General features: G+C 60.9%; 17 protein-coding genes. 9 read left to right on the top strand and 8 right to left on the bottom strand.

All coding sequences use genetic code 11. The annotated features are described in order from the left end of the window. Position 1 precedes the first annotated feature (1 nt). Positions 2–1,096 carry a TRAP transporter substrate-binding protein gene (locus tag TR36_RS06330; protein ID WP_202814378.1) on the top strand — a complete coding sequence of 365 codons (1,095 nt, stop codon included), beginning with the start codon at positions 2–4 and terminating at the stop codon, positions 1,094–1,096. Between the two features lie 152 nt (positions 1,097–1,248). Next, on the top strand, positions 1,249–2,505 hold the full coding sequence (locus TR36_RS06325) for an MFS transporter (protein ID WP_062762719.1): 1,257 nt from the start codon (positions 1,249–1,251) through the stop codon (positions 2,503–2,505). Positions 2,506–2,536: 31 nt separating this feature from the next. Here the strand turns inward: TR36_RS06325 and TR36_RS06320 are convergent, their stop codons facing one another. The 7 genes from TR36_RS06320 to TR36_RS06290 all read right to left on the bottom strand — a co-directional run bounded on the left by TR36_RS06320 (position 2,537) and on the right by TR36_RS06290 (position 9,420). Then, positions 2,537–4,213: an aconitase X gene (locus TR36_RS06320; RefSeq protein ID WP_045389030.1), complete on the bottom strand. Its 1,677-nt coding sequence runs from the start codon at positions 4,211–4,213 to the stop codon at positions 2,537–2,539. Further along, a complete protein-coding gene (locus TR36_RS06315) occupies positions 4,210–5,211 on the bottom strand; it encodes a 4-hydroxyproline epimerase (protein ID WP_045389033.1) in 1,002 nt (333 codons plus the stop codon). The genes TR36_RS06320 and TR36_RS06315 overlap by 4 nt, the downstream gene beginning before the upstream one ends. A 28-nt stretch (positions 5,212–5,239) precedes the next feature. Beyond that, on the bottom strand, positions 5,240–6,481 hold the full coding sequence (locus TR36_RS06310) for an FAD-binding oxidoreductase (protein WP_045389036.1): 1,242 nt from the start codon (positions 6,479–6,481) through the stop codon (positions 5,240–5,242). 7 nt (positions 6,482–6,488) lie between these two features. After that, positions 6,489–7,211, bottom strand: a complete 723-nt coding sequence (locus TR36_RS06305; protein WP_045389039.1) for an amino acid ABC transporter ATP-binding protein — start codon at positions 7,209–7,211, stop codon at positions 6,489–6,491. Then, positions 7,204–7,857, bottom strand: a complete 654-nt coding sequence (locus TR36_RS06300; protein WP_045389042.1) for an amino acid ABC transporter permease — start codon at positions 7,855–7,857, stop codon at positions 7,204–7,206. The genes TR36_RS06305 and TR36_RS06300 overlap by 8 nt, the downstream gene beginning before the upstream one ends. Before the next feature lie 14 nt (positions 7,858–7,871). Continuing rightward, on the bottom strand, positions 7,872–8,537 hold the full coding sequence (locus TR36_RS06295) for an amino acid ABC transporter permease (protein WP_045389045.1): 666 nt from the start codon (positions 8,535–8,537) through the stop codon (positions 7,872–7,874). A gap of 73 nt (positions 8,538–8,610) precedes the next feature. Next, a complete protein-coding gene (locus TR36_RS06290; protein ID WP_062762715.1) occupies positions 8,611–9,420 on the bottom strand; it encodes a transporter substrate-binding domain-containing protein in 810 nt (269 codons plus the stop codon). Between the two features lie 252 nt (positions 9,421–9,672). Here TR36_RS06290 and TR36_RS06285 point away from each other — a divergent pair, with 252 nt between their 5' ends. Then, positions 9,673–10,701, top strand: coding sequence for an Ldh family oxidoreductase (locus tag TR36_RS06285; RefSeq protein ID WP_045389051.1), 1,029 nt, complete (start codon positions 9,673–9,675; stop codon positions 10,699–10,701). Positions 10,702–10,757: 56 nt separating this feature from the next. Here the strand turns inward: TR36_RS06285 and TR36_RS06280 are convergent, their stop codons facing one another. Continuing rightward, positions 10,758–11,717 carry a dihydrodipicolinate synthase family protein gene (locus tag TR36_RS06280; protein ID WP_045389949.1) on the bottom strand — a complete coding sequence of 320 codons (960 nt, stop codon included), beginning with the start codon at positions 11,715–11,717 and terminating at the stop codon, positions 10,758–10,760. Positions 11,718–11,893: 176 nt separating this feature from the next. On the opposite strand from TR36_RS06280, the gene TR36_RS06275 reads away from it, so the two are divergent. The 6 genes from TR36_RS06275 to TR36_RS06250 all read left to right on the top strand — a co-directional run bounded on the left by TR36_RS06275 (position 11,894) and on the right by TR36_RS06250 (position 17,259). Beyond that, positions 11,894–12,922: a proline racemase family protein gene (locus tag TR36_RS06275; protein ID WP_045389054.1), complete on the top strand. Its 1,029-nt coding sequence runs from the start codon at positions 11,894–11,896 to the stop codon at positions 12,920–12,922. A gap of 58 nt (positions 12,923–12,980) precedes the next feature. After that, positions 12,981–13,685, top strand: coding sequence for a GntR family transcriptional regulator (locus TR36_RS06270; RefSeq protein WP_045389057.1), 705 nt, complete (start codon positions 12,981–12,983; stop codon positions 13,683–13,685). Between the two features lie 183 nt (positions 13,686–13,868). Next, complete coding sequence (locus TR36_RS06265; protein WP_045389951.1) at positions 13,869–14,837, top strand: sulfate ABC transporter substrate-binding protein; 969 nt, start codon at positions 13,869–13,871, stop codon at positions 14,835–14,837. 4 nt (positions 14,838–14,841) lie between these two features. After that, positions 14,842–15,678 carry a sulfate ABC transporter permease subunit CysT gene (cysT, locus tag TR36_RS06260; RefSeq protein WP_045389060.1) on the top strand — a complete coding sequence of 279 codons (837 nt, stop codon included), beginning with the start codon at positions 14,842–14,844 and terminating at the stop codon, positions 15,676–15,678. Further along, positions 15,671–16,528 (top strand): sulfate ABC transporter permease subunit CysW, encoded by an 858-nt coding sequence (gene cysW / locus TR36_RS06255; protein WP_062762712.1) that lies wholly within the window; start codon positions 15,671–15,673, stop codon positions 16,526–16,528. The genes cysT and cysW overlap by 8 nt, the downstream gene beginning before the upstream one ends. Positions 16,529–16,542: 14 nt before the next feature. Beyond that, positions 16,543–17,259 carry a sulfate/molybdate ABC transporter ATP-binding protein gene (locus TR36_RS06250; RefSeq protein ID WP_045389952.1) on the top strand — a complete coding sequence of 239 codons (717 nt, stop codon included), beginning with the start codon at positions 16,543–16,545 and terminating at the stop codon, positions 17,257–17,259. Positions 17,260–17,266 lie beyond the last annotated feature (7 nt).

Below are 17,266 nucleotides of genomic sequence, written 5' to 3'. Positions count from 1 at the left end.
CATCGACCGCCGTAACTTTCTGACCCGGGGCGCGCTTGCCGGCGCAGCCTCGGTCACACTGGCCGCCCCCGCCGTGGCGCAAAGCCAGGAAACCGTGCGCTGGCGCCTGACTTCGGGTTTCCCGAACAACCTCGATACGATCTACGGCGGTGCCGTCGTCATGTCCGAGATGCTGTCTGCCATGACAGGTGGCCGGTTCCAGATCCAGGTCTTCCAGGCGGGGGAACTTGTTCCCGGCGCGCAGGCCCTTGATGCCGTACAGGCGAATACCGTGGAAATCGCGCATACCTGCGGATATTACTTCACGGGCAAGAACCCCACGTTCGCCATCGGCTCGGCCATTCCCTTCGGTCTGAACTCCCGTCTGCAGAACGCCTGGCTTTATCATGGCGGCGGGAATGAGGCTTATGACAACTTCCTTGCCCCCTACGGCATCGTTGCAAAACCGGGCGGTGCCAGCGGCACGCAGATGGGCGGCTGGTATCGCAAGGAAATCAACAGCCTTGCAGATCTGCGCGGCCTGAAGATGCGGATTGCCGGCGTCGCGGGTGAGGTGATGTCCCGCCTAGGCGTGGTGCCGCAGCAGCTTCCGGGGGGCGATATCTATCCTGCGCTGGAACGCGGGACGATCGACGCGGCCGAATGGGTCGGGCCCTATGATGACGAACGTCTGGGCTTCTACCAGATCGCGCCCTACTACTACTATCCCGCGTTCTGGGAAGGTGCACTGACCATGCACTTCTTCATCAACAAGGCGCAGTACGACGCGCTGTCGGACGAGTTCAAGGCCGCGCTGGATACAGCCTGCAAGGCTGCCAACATCAACATGCAGGCCATGTACGATGTGAAGAACAAGGATGCGATCCGTTCGCTGGTCGGCAAGGGGGCACAGCTGCGCCCGATGCCGCAGGATGTGATGCAGGCAGCCTACAAGACTACCTTCGAACTCTATTCCGAATATTCGGAGCGGTTCCCTGAATGGGCGGCAATCTATCCGGGCTGGAAAACCTTCCGCGATCAGGGCTTCGAATGGTTCCGCGTGGCTGAATATTCCTACGACAGCTATGTCTACGCGGCACAGGCTGCGGGGCAGTAATTTGTTCGGCTGAATGGCCATGGGCGGTCCGGTTCATTCCGGGCTGCTTTTTACATTGGGGGCCAAGCTTCTGCCGACAATGAAGTTGGACAAAGCAGTCTTTTGTTCTTGCTGGATATTGATCTGGGAATTACCGTCTGCGGATTGGCCCGATGGCAGATTTCTGTCCGGCTAAGAAGGCAGATACCGATATGATTGTTCCCCAAGCCAATTCCGACCGCTTTCTGCTGGCCCGCCAGCCAACCCTATGGCTGCTGTTGATCTCACAGGGGCTGGCCGGATCAATTCCCCCCATCATGATTTCGCTAGGCGGCATGGTCGGCAAGATGATCAGCCCGAGCGAGGCCTTGGTGACGCTGCCGGTGAGTACCTTCATGGTGGGTACCTGCGTGGCGACCATTCCTGTGGCGATGCTGATACATCGGTTGGGCCGTGTGCCCGTCTATGTGCTGGGGGCACTGGTGGCGATGTGCGGTGCGTTGATCTGCACCTATGGTATCCTGTCAGGGTCGTTTTTGCTGTTCTGCGTCGGGGCGTTTCTGTTCGGACTGAACATCGCCTGTGTTCAGAGCTACCGGTTCGCGGCCACGCTGATCGTTGCCCCGGAACATCGGGGCAGGGCCATTTCCTTTGTGCTGGCCGGGGGGCTGATCTCTGCGGTGGTGGGGCCGCAGATCGTGGTCTGGACGGGGAACATGTCCATTGGCGCGCCCTATTCTGTCAGCTTTCTTGCGCAGGCGGTGCTAGCGCTCGTGACAATACCGTTTCTGCTGTTCGCGCGTTTTCCTGCAAAAGGGGCGCCGCCCGTACGGACTGCCGTAAAACCGGAAGCCGCCCCATCCCGCCGCAGCTATGTCGTATCGGTCCTGTCCGGTGCCGTCACCTATGCCGCAATGAGCCTGACGATGACAGCTGCGCCCCTAGCCATCATCGCCTGCGGTTTTGGCGTTGAAAGTGCGGCCCTTGGCATCCAGTGGCACATCATCGGAATGTTCGCCCCCAGCTTCATTACCGGGCGACTGATCGAGAAGTTCGGCCAGTTCCGCATCACCCTGGCAGGTATGGCTCTGATTGCGATCAGCTCTGTTGTGGCGCTGTCTGGGCAGCAGATCGGCAATTTCTGGATCATGCTTGCACTTCTGGGGATCGGCTGGAATTTCGGATTTACCGGTGCCTCGGTGATGATTGCGCGGGCTGCGGTCGGCCCCAAAAGCACGGTTCTGCAGGGCGGGGCCGATTTCACCATTTTCGGCAGTGTCGCGCTGGCGTCCCTGTCATCCGGCGCGATCATCGGCACGCTTGGGTGGGAGGTGATCAATATGGCTGTTCTTGGGCTGCTGGCCGTAACTGCCTGCATCATGGTGATCGATAACCTGCAATCAAGGCCCGCAGCGCAACCGGCGGAGTAAGGGCGGCGGGCCGGATGCCCGCCTGTATCGTTCAATCAAGCCAGCGGGGCAGGGTACGGGGGGCATGCCCCGTGGTTGCCGCCGCGGCACAATCGGCAAGGCTGCCGAAGCGCACGGCCCGGCCCGACAGGCCCGGCCCGTAATGGGCATATTTCCCTGAATTGGTCATCAGGGCCCGAGTTGCCGGGGGAAACACTGGCTCGGAAATGGAGCACCAGCAGATATCCGACAGCACCTGTACCCCCGCCGCCTCCAGCCGCGCGATCGTGCCGTCGGTGCGGGCATTCTGCATGACCTGACGGCCGGTTGTCACGATGGTCGGCACCGATACCTTCCGGTCCGCCAGAACATCGGCAAGGGTCTGGCATTCTTCCAGCGAGGCGTGGGGGCTGCCCACCGCCACCAGTTCCACAGTCTCGGGGCCGGCATTCAGAAGCCGCCAGCCTGCGGCCATATCCGCGCGGGTGATCTGTACGGTATCGGCCTCGGGGGCGACAAGGTGCGCCTCGGGGGTGACGCCGTCCACATGCAGCATCGGAGAGGCCGATGTGGTCCCGAATGCCGCGCAAACGGCCTTGAGATTTTCGGGTGAGGGGTGCCCGCCTGCAAGCCCGCGCAGCACAGGAATGCAATCCGGCGCGGCTTTCCCTGCCAGATAGCCGATCAGCGGCCAGAAGGCATCATCCACGGCGGGTGGCATATCCACCTCGATGATCCGCGTCGCATGACGGTTTCTGGTCAGGTAAACGCCCGAATGCGGTGCCCGTCCGGTCAGGGCGATGCACAGATCAAGAAAGTCGGGGTGTTTGGTCGTGCGCGCCCCCAGCACCGAATTGGCATAGATCACGGCATTGGATTCAGCCCATGCAATCGTTTCCCCCTCGGTCGGTGCGGTATCGAGCAGATAGGGAGAGCATGTGAATGTCGGCTGGCACCCCATACGGACATAGGCATCCGCCAGACGTTGGGCGGGACGACCGAAATTGGGGGGCACACCCTGCGCCTGCCAGTTGGAATGATCCACGGAGATCGCGTTCATCGTGGTGCGGACCCGGACTTGTGCGCCCATGTCGGCCATCTTTTCCGCAAAGGTCAGATTGGCGGGGCTTGCATAGATGCAGCCGTCGATATGGGCCTGTGTCACATCGATCAGGGTATCCGCCCCCTGATTTCCGGCCATGGCGCGGATGATCCGCATTGCCTGTTGGGCGGCAATGCCCTCGTTTCCGTCCAGCATGGCCTGGTCGGCGGCGCTCAGGGTGACGGCACTGCTGATCGGCGGCGTGACGGGAATATCCATCCCCTCTGCCGTGATCGATGTGGGCGTGATGCTGGCGGTCGCGGCCGTGGAAAGTGCGGCAAAAGCATCGGGCGAAAGACGCAGGACGGGCAGCTGTTTGTCAAACATCTCAACCGCGATCAGCGCGCCGAGTGTCACGACATCCTCTGCCTCACAGAAGACCAGCGCCGCAGGGCCGCGTCCTGTCAGCGCCAGATCAAGGATGACACCCGAGCCGGTGCAGGATCCACGGGTTGTCGGCATCATCAGGATTGCGCCGGTGATGCATTTTCCGTTCAGCGGGTGGTGGACGTCGATCACGCATCCCGTTGCCGGATCAACCCCACCCCAGAAGCTGAGGGGTTCCCGTGTGGCAAGGACCGGCCCGTTTGCCTGCCCTCCGAGGATGCTTTGTGCCGTATTGGTCATTTTACTACAAATCCATGAGCATAGGGGTCGCGCGTGTCGATGAAGATGGTGTTGATGCCGGTCTGCCGCGCCCACCCGCCGATCGACGGAATGATCGCAGGCTTGTCCGCCACCGTGGTGGCCGCCTCTACCCGACCCTTGAAGATGGAGCCGATGATGGATTCATGCCAGAAATCATCACCGACCTTCAGTTTGCCGCGGGCGGCCAGTTGTGCCATGCGCGCCGAGGTGCCGGTGCCGCAGGGTGAACGGTCGATCGCCTTGTCACCGTAGAACACCGCATTGCGGGCATGGGCACCCTCAACTGTTGGTTGCCCGGTCCACAGAATATGGCTCAGGCCGTTGATGGCCGGATGTTCGGGGTGGATGAATTCGTATTTGGCGTTCAACGCGGCGCGCAGCCTTGGCGAGAGGCCAATCAGCTCTGCCGCGGTGAAATCCGCCATGTCGCGGAAATTCGTCTGCGGTTCGACGATGGCATAGAAATTGCCCCCATAGGCAACATCCACGACAACCTCGCCCAAGCCGTCGATTTCGGCGGTCAGCCCTTCGGAATGCAGAAAGCCGGGCACATTGGTCAGGCGCACCTCTTCAACAAAGCGGCCTTCCTGACGGTAGGCGATATCGACCTTGCCTGCCGGCGTCTCGATCGACAGTTTGCCCGGCGTGCGCGGCTGGATCAGTCCGTTCTCGATGCCCATCGTGATGGTGCCAATGGTGCCATGCCCGCACATGGGCAGGCACCCCGAGGTTTCGATGAACAGAACGGCCACATCGCAATCCGCCCGCGTTGGCGGATACAGGATGGAACCGGACATCATGTCATGGCCGCGTGGCTCGAACATCAGGCCCGTCCTGATCCAGTCGAACTCTTTCAGAAAATGGGCGCGCTTTTCCAGCATGTCCGCCCCGACCAGAAGCGGCCCGCCGCCGGACACAAGACGGACAGGATTCCCGCATGTATGCCCGTCGATGCAGGAGAAGGTATAACTCGACATAGAATGAACTCCGTAGACAGTAGGCTGCCTAGAACCGCTGGGGAGAGAAAGGGTTGAGATCGATTGCAGAAGGGCGCTGCAGGACCAGATCGGCCACAAGCCGTGCCGTGCCCGGGGATTGCGTCAGGCCAAGGTGGCCATGACCGAAGGCATAGATGATCCTGTCACCGGCGCTGGACCGGCCGATGACGGGCAGGGTATCGGGTAGCGAGGGGCGAAAGCCCATCCACTGCGTTCCACCTTCGGTGTTCAGGGCGGGCAGGAATGATTTGGCCTTTTTCAGCATCGCATCGGCCCGTTTGAAGTTTGGCGGCAGATCCAGTCCGCCAAGTTCCACGGCACCGCCGACCCGGACGCCGGTGGACAGCGGTGACACGACAAACCCGTGCCCGCCGAACGTGATTTGCGTGCGCAGATCCAGGGCGCCGACTGGTAGGGTGGTATTGTAGCCCCGTTCCGTTTCCAGCGGGATCCTGTCCCCCAGCGTGCGGACAAGACCGTGGGAGAACGCGCCTGCGGCAACCACGACCTTGCCTGTGTGCAGGATGCCCGCCTCCGTCTTCACCTCGACGCCGGTATCGTGATGACGGATGGATTTGACATCAGCCACCATGATCCGGCCGCCGGTCGTGCAGAACCGGTCGCCCAGGGCGATGGTGTATAGCTTGGGGTCGGCAATCGAATACCAGCCGGGGGTGAAGGTGCCACGGGTGAATTGCGGTGACAGTCCGGGCTGGAGCGCCGCCATTCCGGCGGCATCCATGTGGGTAAACTCTATGCCATGTTCGGCGCGTGCGGCCCATCCGGGCTGCGAGGCCTCAAATTCCGCGGATGTTTCATAGACCTGAAGATTTCCGCCCTTGCGCAGCATATGGGCGGTGCCTGTCGCGGCAAGAAACGGCTCCAGCTCGGCCTTCGAAAGATCCATCATCGCGGTTTGCGCTTTGGTGGAATGGGCCACATGAGCGGCCGAGCAGGCCCGCCAGAAGCGGAACATCCAGGGTGCGATCTTCAGGGAATAGGCGGGGGGAATGGACAGCGGACCCAGCGGGTCAAGCAGCCATTTCGGTGCCTTCTTCAGGATGCCCGGCGATGCAAGCGGCAGGATATCGGTGAAGGCAAAGGCCCCCGCATTCCCGGCAGAGGCCCCGGCTGCGGGGCCGGTACGGTCCAGCACGGTAACCGAAAGCCCGCGTGCCAGAAGCGCCAGCGCAGCAGAAAGACCGACGACGCCTGCGCCGATCACAATCACATCTGGCTTCTTGTTCATTACCGGCTCAATGTGTCGCAGCGAGGAATTTCTGCAGTTCGGGGTCCTCGGGGGCACCGAACAGTTTTTCCGGCGGGGCGATCTCTGCCATGACGCCCTTGTGGAAGAATGCAACGCGATCAGACACTTCGCGGGCGAACTTCATCTCGTGGGTGACGCAGATCATCGTCATGCCTTCGGATGCCAGAAGGCGGAGCGTGTCCAGAACCTCTCCGACAAGCTGCGGGTCCAGAGCCGACGTCACCTCGTCGAACAGCATGTACCCCGGAGACATCGCCAGCGCGCGGGCAATTGCCATCCGCTGCTGCTGCCCACCGGACAGGCGCGAGGGATAGACATCGACCTTATCCCCCAGTCCCACATGGCCCAGTTGCTTGATGGCCATCGCCTCTGCTTCGGCCCTGGATTGCTTCAGGACCTTGCGCGGGGCCAGCATCACGTTTTCCAGCACGGTCAGATGCGGGAAGGCATTGAACTGCTGGAAAACGATGCCCAGTTTGCGGCGCAGCTTGTTCAGGTCGGTGGATTTGTCGTGAACGACAGTGCCATCAACGGTGATGCGGCCCGCATCGATAGGCTCCAACCCGTTGATGCAGGTCAGCAGTGTGGATTTTCCCGATCCCGATCCGCCGATGATCGTCAGCACTTCGCCCTTTTCTACGGTCAGGTCGATACCTTTCAGCACCTCCAGCTGGCCAAAGGATTTGCGGACATTTTCGATCTTAATCATTGGACCACCGTTTTTCGAGGTAACCACCAAAGCGTGCGATAGGGAAGCTGATGAGGAAGTAGAAGGCGCCGCAGATCATCAGCAGGAACAGGGGTTCTTGCAGGCGCGTGATAAGGATCTGTGTGGATTTCAGAAGCTCGGTCACCTGAACAACATAGACCAGTGCGGAATCCTTCATGACGCCAAGCGCAAGGCCGATCCAGGACGGCAGGGCAACGCGCGTTGCCAGCGGCAGCACGATATACCGCATGTCCTGAAACCATGTCATACCAAGCGAGCGTCCGGCCCGGCGCGTCGTGCCGGGAACGGACCCGATGCTGCCGCGCACGATTTCCGCGCAATAGGCGGCGGTATAAAGGGTCAGCACACCGCAGGCGATCGTGAAGCCGGACATCCGCAGTTTCAGGACCATGCCCAGAAACGCATTGGCCAGAACCAGCTGGATCAGCAACGGGATGGAGCGGAAGATATCTAGGATGAAGGTAACCGGACTGGCCCAATAAGGACCGACCTGAAACCGGAATACGCCGCAGAGGATCCCCAGAATTGTGCCAAAGGCGACGGAGATTGCAGTCACCAGCAGGGTGACACCCGCGCCTTTGGCCAGAAAGAGCAGATCGTGTGCAGAGAGGGCGGTATCGAACATGTCTCGTCTCCCTCTTAATACCGGAACAGGCGGGTCGCGAGCAGCCGCGCCCCCAGTCCGATGACTTTGGTGATGACGTAGAAGATCACGGCAGCGATCGCGAAAAGCTCAAACGTGCGGAAGGTCAGCGCATTCAGATCCTGCGTGACACCGTAAAGATCCGAGTTCATGCCGACGGTCACACCCAGTGACGTCATGAGAATGGCCCAGACCATCTGGTTCGTCATCGGGAGATAGGCGATGCGCAGCATTTGCGGCAGAACGATATAGCGGAACGCCTGCACGGGTGTCATGCCCAGCGACCGGCCCGCACGCGATTGCGTATCGGAAATGGCCTTGAGCGCACCACGGAAATTCTCGGCCAGATAACCGGCGTTATTGAAGGTGATCCCGATCAGCAGCGATGTGAACGGGCTGAAGTGGATCCCGAAACTGGCGACACCGAAATGTGCCATGTAGATCTGGAACAGGGCGGGCGTATTGCGGGCGATTTCCACCCATGTGACCGCGAAGCCCTGCAGCACGCGGATACCCGAAAGACGGCAACCCGTCAGCAGGATTGCCAGCAGAACGCCGATTGCCATCGACAGGATCGCGATCTGCATCGTGACCAGCGCGCCATCCAGCATCTGGGGAAGGCGCGCCAAGGCCTGATTCCATTGGAACGTGTAATTGAACATCGCCGTATGCCTCAATGATCGAGGTGGGGTGCCGCCTGCCTACAGGCCTGCGGCACCATTTGGACGGATCAAATCAGCGAGTAACGCCGGCAGCGCTCAGGTCGGGAAGTTCGCCACCGACCCATTTTGCATAAAGCTCTTCGTAGCGGCCGGTGCGGACCTGCTGGCTTACGAACAGGTTCAGATAGTTGATGAAGCCGTATTCTTCACGATTGGTGAACAGGGCAACATAGTCAATATCGAAGGGGGCCTTGCCCACGACGGAGATGCCGGGGAAATTGCCCGACTTCACATTGGCCTGCGCCACGGTGGACGTGGAAACGGTCGCATCGATCTGGCCCTGGCTCAGCGCAAGGAATACGTCGGCCTGGCTCTGGTACGGACGGAATTCGCCCTCACCCCATTCCTCGACCTGCGCCTGAAGGGCAATGGCCTCGAAGGTGCCTGCCGTTGCACCGACGGTCTTGCCCTTCATATCGTCAAAGCTGTTGATGCCGGACTCTTCGTTGGAGGTGACCACGTTCTCGAACGCGAAGTAGGGTACCGAGAAGCCCACGGTCTTCGCACGTTCCAGCGTGTCCGAGGTGGAGGCGACGCCGACATCGACACGGCCGGACATCAGCGCAGGAATACGCTCGGGGAAGGGGGTTTCGACGATTTCGGCATCAACACCCAAGGCGGCGGCCAGATCGTTGCAATAATCAACGTCGAAACCGACCGGGTTGTTGCTTTCATCGCGCGATCCCATGGGCGGGAAATCCAGCACGACGGCACAACGCAGGGTCCCGGAGGAGATGATGTCATCCAGTTTGTCGGCATGCGCGCTGGTTGCGAACAGGCCTGCGGCAACCATCAGTCCGCCAAGAGTCATGGGAAGTTTCATAGATCTCTCCAGTTGGATACGTCCGAAGTCGATTCGGATCATTGTTATGGAACCAGCTTATCGCGGCTGGCTGCAATTGCAAAATACAATTAATATACAGTTCGTATGCGAAGGCTTCGCGTAATGGTCATCGCCCTTGTTTCTCTGTCGATTACCGCCGCCGGGCGATAACGAAATCGGATGACCTGCCGGAATGTATACAGTATATATACAAAATATTCAGCAGCAAAACCAACGAAGGGGGCCACGGTCATGAACAGCCCGACGGTTCTGAGCATCGCGGAATTGACCGAGATGACAACACAGATTTTTCGCAACGCCGGCGTCTCCGATGCCCAGGCAACCGCGGTCGCCCGCACCATCGTAGCCGGAGAAAGGGATGCATGCAAATCGCATGGCGTTTACCGCATCGAAGGGTGTTTCCGGACGCTGAAGGCAGGCAAGGTGATGCCGCAGGCTGTGCCCGAGTTGCTGGATGACGGAAGCGGTGTCATCCGCGTGGACGCCAAGGGCGCGTTTTCCCCCGCCGCTTTCGAGCTTGGGGCGCCGGTTCTGGCGGCCAGGGCCAAGGAACTGGGTGTAGCGGCACTTGCCATCAATTCCTGCCTGCATTTCTCGGCGTTATGGCCCGAGGTCGAGGCCCTGACAGATCAGGGGTGCGCGGTTCTGGCAATGTGCCCCAGCTATTCCAGTGTGGCCCCGACCGGCGGAACCGAGGCCCTGCTGGGCACCAATCCGGTCGCATTCGGGTGGCCGCGCAAGGACAACACACCCTATGTATTCGACTTCGCCACGAGTGTTGCCGCGCGCGGAGAGATCGAGTTGCATCGCCGTGCCGGAACACCCCTGCCGGAGGGGTGGGCAATCGATGCAGAAGGGCGGCCCACGACCGATCCGGCAGCTGCCCTTGACGGGGCCATGCTGCCCTTCGGCGGGCATAAGGGGTCTGCCATTTCCACCATGGTCGAACTGCTGGCCGGGGTGATGATTGGCGATCTGACCAGCCCCGAGGCGCTGGAGTATCTGGGTTCGATGTCGCTGTTGCCGCATCATGGCGAGCTGGTCATCGCCTTCTGCCCCAAGCGGTTTGCCGCAGGGCGCAGCGATCCCTTTGCCCGCGCAGAGGTTCTGTTCGAGGCAATTGCAGGGCAGGGCGCACGCCTGCCATCCCAGCGTCGCTATGCCGCCCGTATCAAGTCCGAAGCCGTGGGGATCACCCTGACCGCCGAGGAGATGGCATTGCTGGAGAAACTCCGCACCCAAGGGTTGGATGCCGTCTGACACATGCAGAAGGCCCCCCGAATACGGAGGGCCTTTCGCTGTTCACGCGTACCGGTTCAGACTACGATATCGAGGGCGCCGGTTTCCTTGGTCCAGTTCGCATACCACGTATCGAACAGCGCCAGTTGCGCCTCGATGAAGCCTTGCTGGCTGGCCGAAAGCTGGTCGGTCTCGATGAAGTTGAGCGCGTATTCGGCGTTCCCTTTCAGAACCATCATGTGCTTGAAGAACAGCACCAGATCGGGGCCCGCATCCACGGTGGCAAGTGTCAGCAGCGCTTCGTCCAGTTCTTTGGCCAGACGGCGGGCGGTGGAATTGCCCTTTGCCGCAGCCATGCAGAGCGCGGTCAGGTGCAGAACCTCCTTGGGCAGAACGCAACCGATGCCGGTGATGGCGCCTTTTGCACCGCAGTTGACGAAACCGTGGAATACGGCGGTATCCACGCCGATCATCAGGGTCACCCCCTCGTCCTTGGAGGTGATGTGTTCGGCTGCATAGGAAAGATCCTTGTTGCCGCCGAATTCCTTGAACCCGATCAGGTTCGGATGTTCGGCCCGCAGCGCGAAGAACAGATCGGCGCGGGTGGCAAAGCCGTAGTAGGGGCTGTTGTAGATGACTGCAGGAAGTTCCGGTGCGGCGGCAAGGATTGCCTTGAAATGCTCTTTCTGCGCTGCAATCACGCTACCGCGCGACAGAACCCGCGGGATCAGCATCAGACCCTTGGCGCCGACCTTCTGTGCATGAACCGCATGGTCCACGGCAGTTGCCGAATTGACGGCGCCTGTTCCCACGATGACGGGCACGCCGGCAGCAGCCAGACGCTCCACGCCTTCCATCCGCTGGGCGTCGGTCAGCAGGGGCCAGTCCCCCATGGAGCCGCAATACACGACTGCCGACATGCCAAGCGCAATCAGTTCTTTGCCCTTGCGGACCAATGCGTCAAAGTCTGGGGTGCGATCTGCCTTGCAGGGCGTCATCAGGGCCGGAATCGTGCCGGTAAAAATTTCGGAATTCATCTGGGTCATCTCCACATGGCCACCGGTGGTACCGGCAACGAGTCTGTTCTTCCCGTGTTACAATACAGTTTGTATTTTAATTGTCGACATATTTGTGGCGATGTGTTTCTGCTGTTTCATGACGAGCAAGGATGGCCCCGATCCGCTCGGCGCGAAAGGAACGAGAGGTAAAAGCAATGCGCAGTTCCAGAACGGTACATGTCATTTCCGCCCATGCCGAAGGCGAGGTGGGCGACGTAATCGTCGGTGGCGTTCTACCCCCGCCCGGACAAACGATCTGGGAGCAGAGTCGCTGGATCGCGCAGGACCAGACCTTGCGGAACTTTGTGCTGAATGAACCGCGCGGTGGTGTTTTTCGCCATGTGAACCTTCTAGTGCCGCCAAAGCATCCCGAGGCGGATGCCGCCTTCATCATCATGGAGCCGGAAGACACGCCGCCCATGTCAGGCTCCAATTCTATCTGCGTGGCGACGGTACTGCTGGATGGCGGGCTGATCCCGATGCAGGAACCTGTTACCGATCTGGTACTGGAGGCGCCGGGCGGATTGGTGCGGGTGCGCGCGGAATGCAGGAACGGCAAGGCAGAGCGGATATTCGTACAGAACCTGCCCAGTTTCGCGGGGCCACTGGATCAGACCATCGAGGTGGAGGGGATCGGAACCCTGACGGTAGATACGGCCTTTGGCGGTGACAGTTTTGTCATTGTCGATGCCGCCAGCATGGGATTTGCGATGGAGGCGACCGAGGCGCATGACATTGCCCGCCTGGGCGTGCGGATCACCAATGCCGCAAATGAACAGATGTGGTTTCACCATCCTGAAATGCCCGATTGGCGGCATTTCTCCTTTTGCCTGTTTGCAGGGGCGTTGCAGCAGGTGGGCGGCGATCTGCAAGCGGGGGCGGCGGTGGCGATCCAGCCGGGCAAGGTTGACCGCTCTCCGACCGGGACGGCCCTGTCGGCGCGTATGGCTGTCTTGCATGCGCGGGGGCAGATGACCCGGGATCAGAGCCTGACGGCGGTGTCGCTGATCGGCTCCACATTCACGGGGCGCATCCTTGGCACCACAGATGTCGGCGGGATAGCTGCCATCCTGCCGGAAATTTCGGGGCGTGGCTGGATTACCGGAATCCACCAGCACATGCTGGACCCATCGGACCCCTGGCCGGCAGGATATCGCGTATCCGACAGCTGGGGCGCACGCTAAGCGCGTTGAAGCGGCGGTACCGTTCCCATATGCGTGTATCAAGTGAAGGGTGAATGATATGAACAAAGGTCTCGCAGTGCCACAGCCCGAACGTAAACGCGGCGAAGGCGTCAAATTCGTCTATGAGATCATGCGGGACGATATCCTGAATCTGGTTCTGCCGCCCGGCAGCCCGATCGATGAGATCCAGCTGGCCGAGCGTTTGGCCATGTCGCGCACCCCCATCCGCGAGGCCTTGGTCCGGCTGGCGGCCGAGGGATTGGTGACGACGTTGCCCAATCGCTCCACCGTGGTATCGAACATTGATTTCCTGAACCTGCATACCTTCTTCGATGCGATGAGCCTGATGTACCGCGTGACAACGCGGCTGGCCGCCGAAAACCGCACGGATGGGGATATGGAGGTGATCCGCCAGCATCAGGCTGATTTTGCTGCGGCCGTAAAGGGCCGCGATGCGCTGGGCATGATCGCCACGAACCGCAATTTCCATGCGGCCATCGCCGAGGCGGGGCGGAACCCCTACTATACCAGCCTGTTCTGCCGGTTGCTGGATGAGGGGCGGCGGATTCTACGGCTCTATTATTCCTCGTTCGATGACAAGCTGCCCGCGCAATATGTGACGGAGCATGAAGATATGATCGCAGCTATCGAAGCGGGGGATATTGCCGCCGCCGATACGCTTGCCAGCCAGCATGCCGATCAGATCGTGCGCCAGATCCAGCAGATGATTGCGGGTGACCGCCGGCAAAGCATCAAGCTGTAGAATACCTCTGCCAGTTCATACCCCGAGGGCGCCGTAGAATAATTTTCTGCGGCGCCCTGTGCATTCGCCATAAACGTGCTTTTGCAAAACACGACAAATCCTGTCGTTATTAACGCAGCGCGGCCCCTGTGGCCGGTGTGGATAACGGAGATGGCGATGAAACTGGCAAAGAACATTCTTTACATGGCACTTCCACTGGCCATGGCAGCAGTGCCAAGCCTTGCATCGGCGCAAAGCCTGCTGAACGTATCCTATGATCCGACCCGCGAATTCTACCGCGAGTACAATGCAGCCTTCGAAGCGCACTGGAAGGCCGAGGGGCATGGGCCTGTCCGGCTTGAAAGCTCTCACGGGGGGTCCGGGTCGCAGGCGCGGGCAGTGATCGACGGTCTGGATGCGCAGGTGGTGACACTGGCACTGGCTGGCGACATCGACGCGATTGCAAACGCCACGGACAAGATTCCCGCGGATTGGCAATCGAGGCTGCCGCATGGGTCCGCGCCCTATACTTCCACCATCGTGTTCCTTGTACGCGAGGGGAACCCCAAGGGGATCAGGGATTGGGGCGATCTGGTGCAGGACGGGGTGGAGGTGATCACCCCGAACCCGAAAACCTCGGGCGCCGCCCGTTGGAGCTATCTGGCCGCATGGGCGTGGGCCGAACGGAACGGGCAGGATCCGGCTGGCTTTGTCGGCAACCTGTACAAACATGTGCCGGTTCTGGACAGCGGGGCACGCGGTTCCACGACGACCTTCACGCAGCGCGGTATCGGCGATGTGCTTCTGGCATGGGAAAACGAGGCGTGGTTGGCACTGGACGAACTTGGCGATGACCAGTTCGACATTGTTGTCCCGTCCATGTCCATTTTGGCCGAACCGTCAGTGGCCTTGGTCGAGGGCAATGCCGATGACGAGGCGCAGCACGCGCTGGCTGCCGAATACCTTCAGTATCTTTACAGCCCCGAGGCGCAGGCGCTTGCGATGAAGAACTACTATCGCGCCTGGGATGCGTCGGCCGCCGACCCCGAGGATGTGGCCCGGCTTCCCGCGCTGGATCTGGTGACGATTGCCGACTTCGGGGGTTGGGCCAAGGCACAGCCCGAGCATTTCGGCGATGGGGGCACCTTCGACCAGATCTATACGGCGAGGTGACGGAATGCCGAGCATGCTCATACGCCGGTCCGCCATGCCGGGATTCAATCTGGCCATGGGAATCACGGTCACGATGCTGTCGGTCATCGTTATCCTGCCGATCATGGCCCTGCTGATGCGGGGGCTGGTATGGGGGCCAGCCGAAATCTGGGCCACAGTCAGCAGCGAAAGGGTACGCGGCGCGCTGTTCCTTTCGTTCCGCCTGTCGGTCTTGGCGGCCCTGTTCAATCTGGTGTTCGGTGTGATGCTGGCCTGGATATTGGTACGCTACCGCTTTCCGGGTAAAAGGCTGATCGATGCCGCAGTCGATCTGCCCTTTGCGCTGCCGACGGCAGTGGCGGGTATCGCATTGACCACGCTTTATGCGCCGAACGGATTGTTCGGCGGGATTGCGGCGGATATGGGCCTGCGCATCGCCTATACGCAGGCGGGTATTTTCGTGGCGCTGGTCTTTGTCGGGCTGCCGTTCGTCACCCGGACGGTACAGCCTGTGATCGCGGAAATAGAGCATGAGGTGGAAGAAGCCTCGGCCAGTCTGGGGGCCTCACGGCTGACGACGCTGCGCCGGGTGATCCTGCCGATGCTGATGCCTGCGGCCCTGACGGGGTTCGCCTTGGCCCTGGCACGCTCGGTCGGTGAATACGGCTCGGTCATCTTCATTGCGGGCAATATTCCGAACCGGACCGAGATCGCCCCCTTGCTGATCGTGATCCGGTTGGAGGAGTTCAATTACAACGCCGCCGCAGCCATCGGGATCGCGATGCTGCTGATCTCCTTTCTCATGCTGTTTGCCATCAACCTCATCCAGATCTGGAGCAGACGGAGGATCGGATATGTCTGACTTGATTGCCTTTCGGAACCCGACCGAGGAATCGCCCTGGGCGCGCCGCTTGCTGATCGGCACGGTCGTCTCCATCCTGTCCTTGCTGCTGTTCGCGCCATTGTTCGTCGTGTTCTCCGAGGCGCTGTCGCGTGGGTGGATGACGGCGGTAGAATCCCTTGGCCAGCGGGATGCGTGGCAGGCCATTCGCCTGACGCTGACGGTGGCGGCAATTTCGGTTCCGATGAATGCGGTATTTGGCCTTGCGGCGGCCTGGGCGATTACCAAGTTCGATTTTCGCGGCAAGGCCTTTCTGATCACCCTGATCGACCTGCCGTTTTCGGTGTCACCGGTGGTGGCGGGCTTGTGCCTTGTGCTGCTGTTGGGCGCCAATTCCACTTTGGGCGGGATGCTGGTGGGGGCAGGGGTGCCGATCATCTTTGCGCTGCCCGGCGTGGTTCTGGCGACGGTCTTCGTCTCCTTTCCCTTTGTCGCGCGGGAATTGATTCCGGTGATGATCGAACAGGGCCGGGCCGAGGAAGAGGCCGCGCTGACGCTGGGGGCTTCCGGCTGGCGCGTGTTCCGTACCGTTACCCTGCCGAACATCCGTTGGGCGCTGCTGTACGGCGTACTGCTGTGCAACGCCCGCGCAATGGGTGAATTCGGCGCCGTGGCGGTGGTTTCGGGCCGTATCCGCGGTGAGACGGCTACGATGCCGATCACCATCGAAATGATGTACAACGAATATCTTTCGGTTGCCGCCTTTACGCTTGCGGCCGTGCTGGCGCTGTTGGCGCTGATGACCCTCGCCCTGAAATCCATCTTGGAATGGTACCATGCCGACGCGCTGGCCGCCACCCGTCGCCATTGAGAAGGAGCTTTAAGATGCATATCCAGATCGAAGAAATTGCCAAAGCTTATGGCACCACCGCGGCGCTTCATCCGGTCAGCCTTGCGATCCCTTCGGGGGCACTTGTGGCGTTGCTGGGGCCGTCGGGATCGGGGAAGACTACATTGCTGCGTATTCTGGGCGGGTTGGAGTTTCCCAGTTCGGGCAGGGTGCTGCTGGAAGGCGCCGACGCCGCCGGCCTGACGGTACAGGAGCGGCGCGCCGGCTTCGTGTTCCAGTCCTACGCGCTGTTCCGCCATATGACGGTGTTCGAGAATATTGCCTATGGGTTGCGCGCGCGGTCCCGCCTTAGCCGTCCGCCGGCAGGGGAGATCACGCGCCGTGTGACGAACCTACTGGAGCTGATCCAGCTGCCGGAAATCGGGGGGCGCTATCCATCGCAATTATCGGGGGGCCAACGGCAGCGCGTGGCATTGGCGCGGGCGCTGGCGATCGAGCCGCGGATGTTGCTGCTGGATGAACCCTTTGGTGCATTGGATGCCCGCGTGCGGCGTGAATTGCGCGCGGGCCTTCGCGAGATCCATGATGCGACCGGCCTGACATCCATCTTCGTGACCCATGATCAGGAAGAGGCGATGGAGCTGGCGGATCTGGTGGTTGTCATGTCGATGGGGCGGATCGAACAGATCGGCCGCCCCATCGATATCCGGTCCAACCCTGCCACCGAATTCGTCCGCGAATTCGTCAGCTAGGGCAAAA

The organism is Falsirhodobacter sp. alg1 (genome assembly GCF_000739715.2).
Taxonomy (GTDB): domain Bacteria; phylum Pseudomonadota; class Alphaproteobacteria; order Rhodobacterales; family Rhodobacteraceae; genus Falsirhodobacter.
Note: the sequence above shows the minus strand (reverse complement) of the source record. Positions and strands in the feature narration are given on the sequence as shown.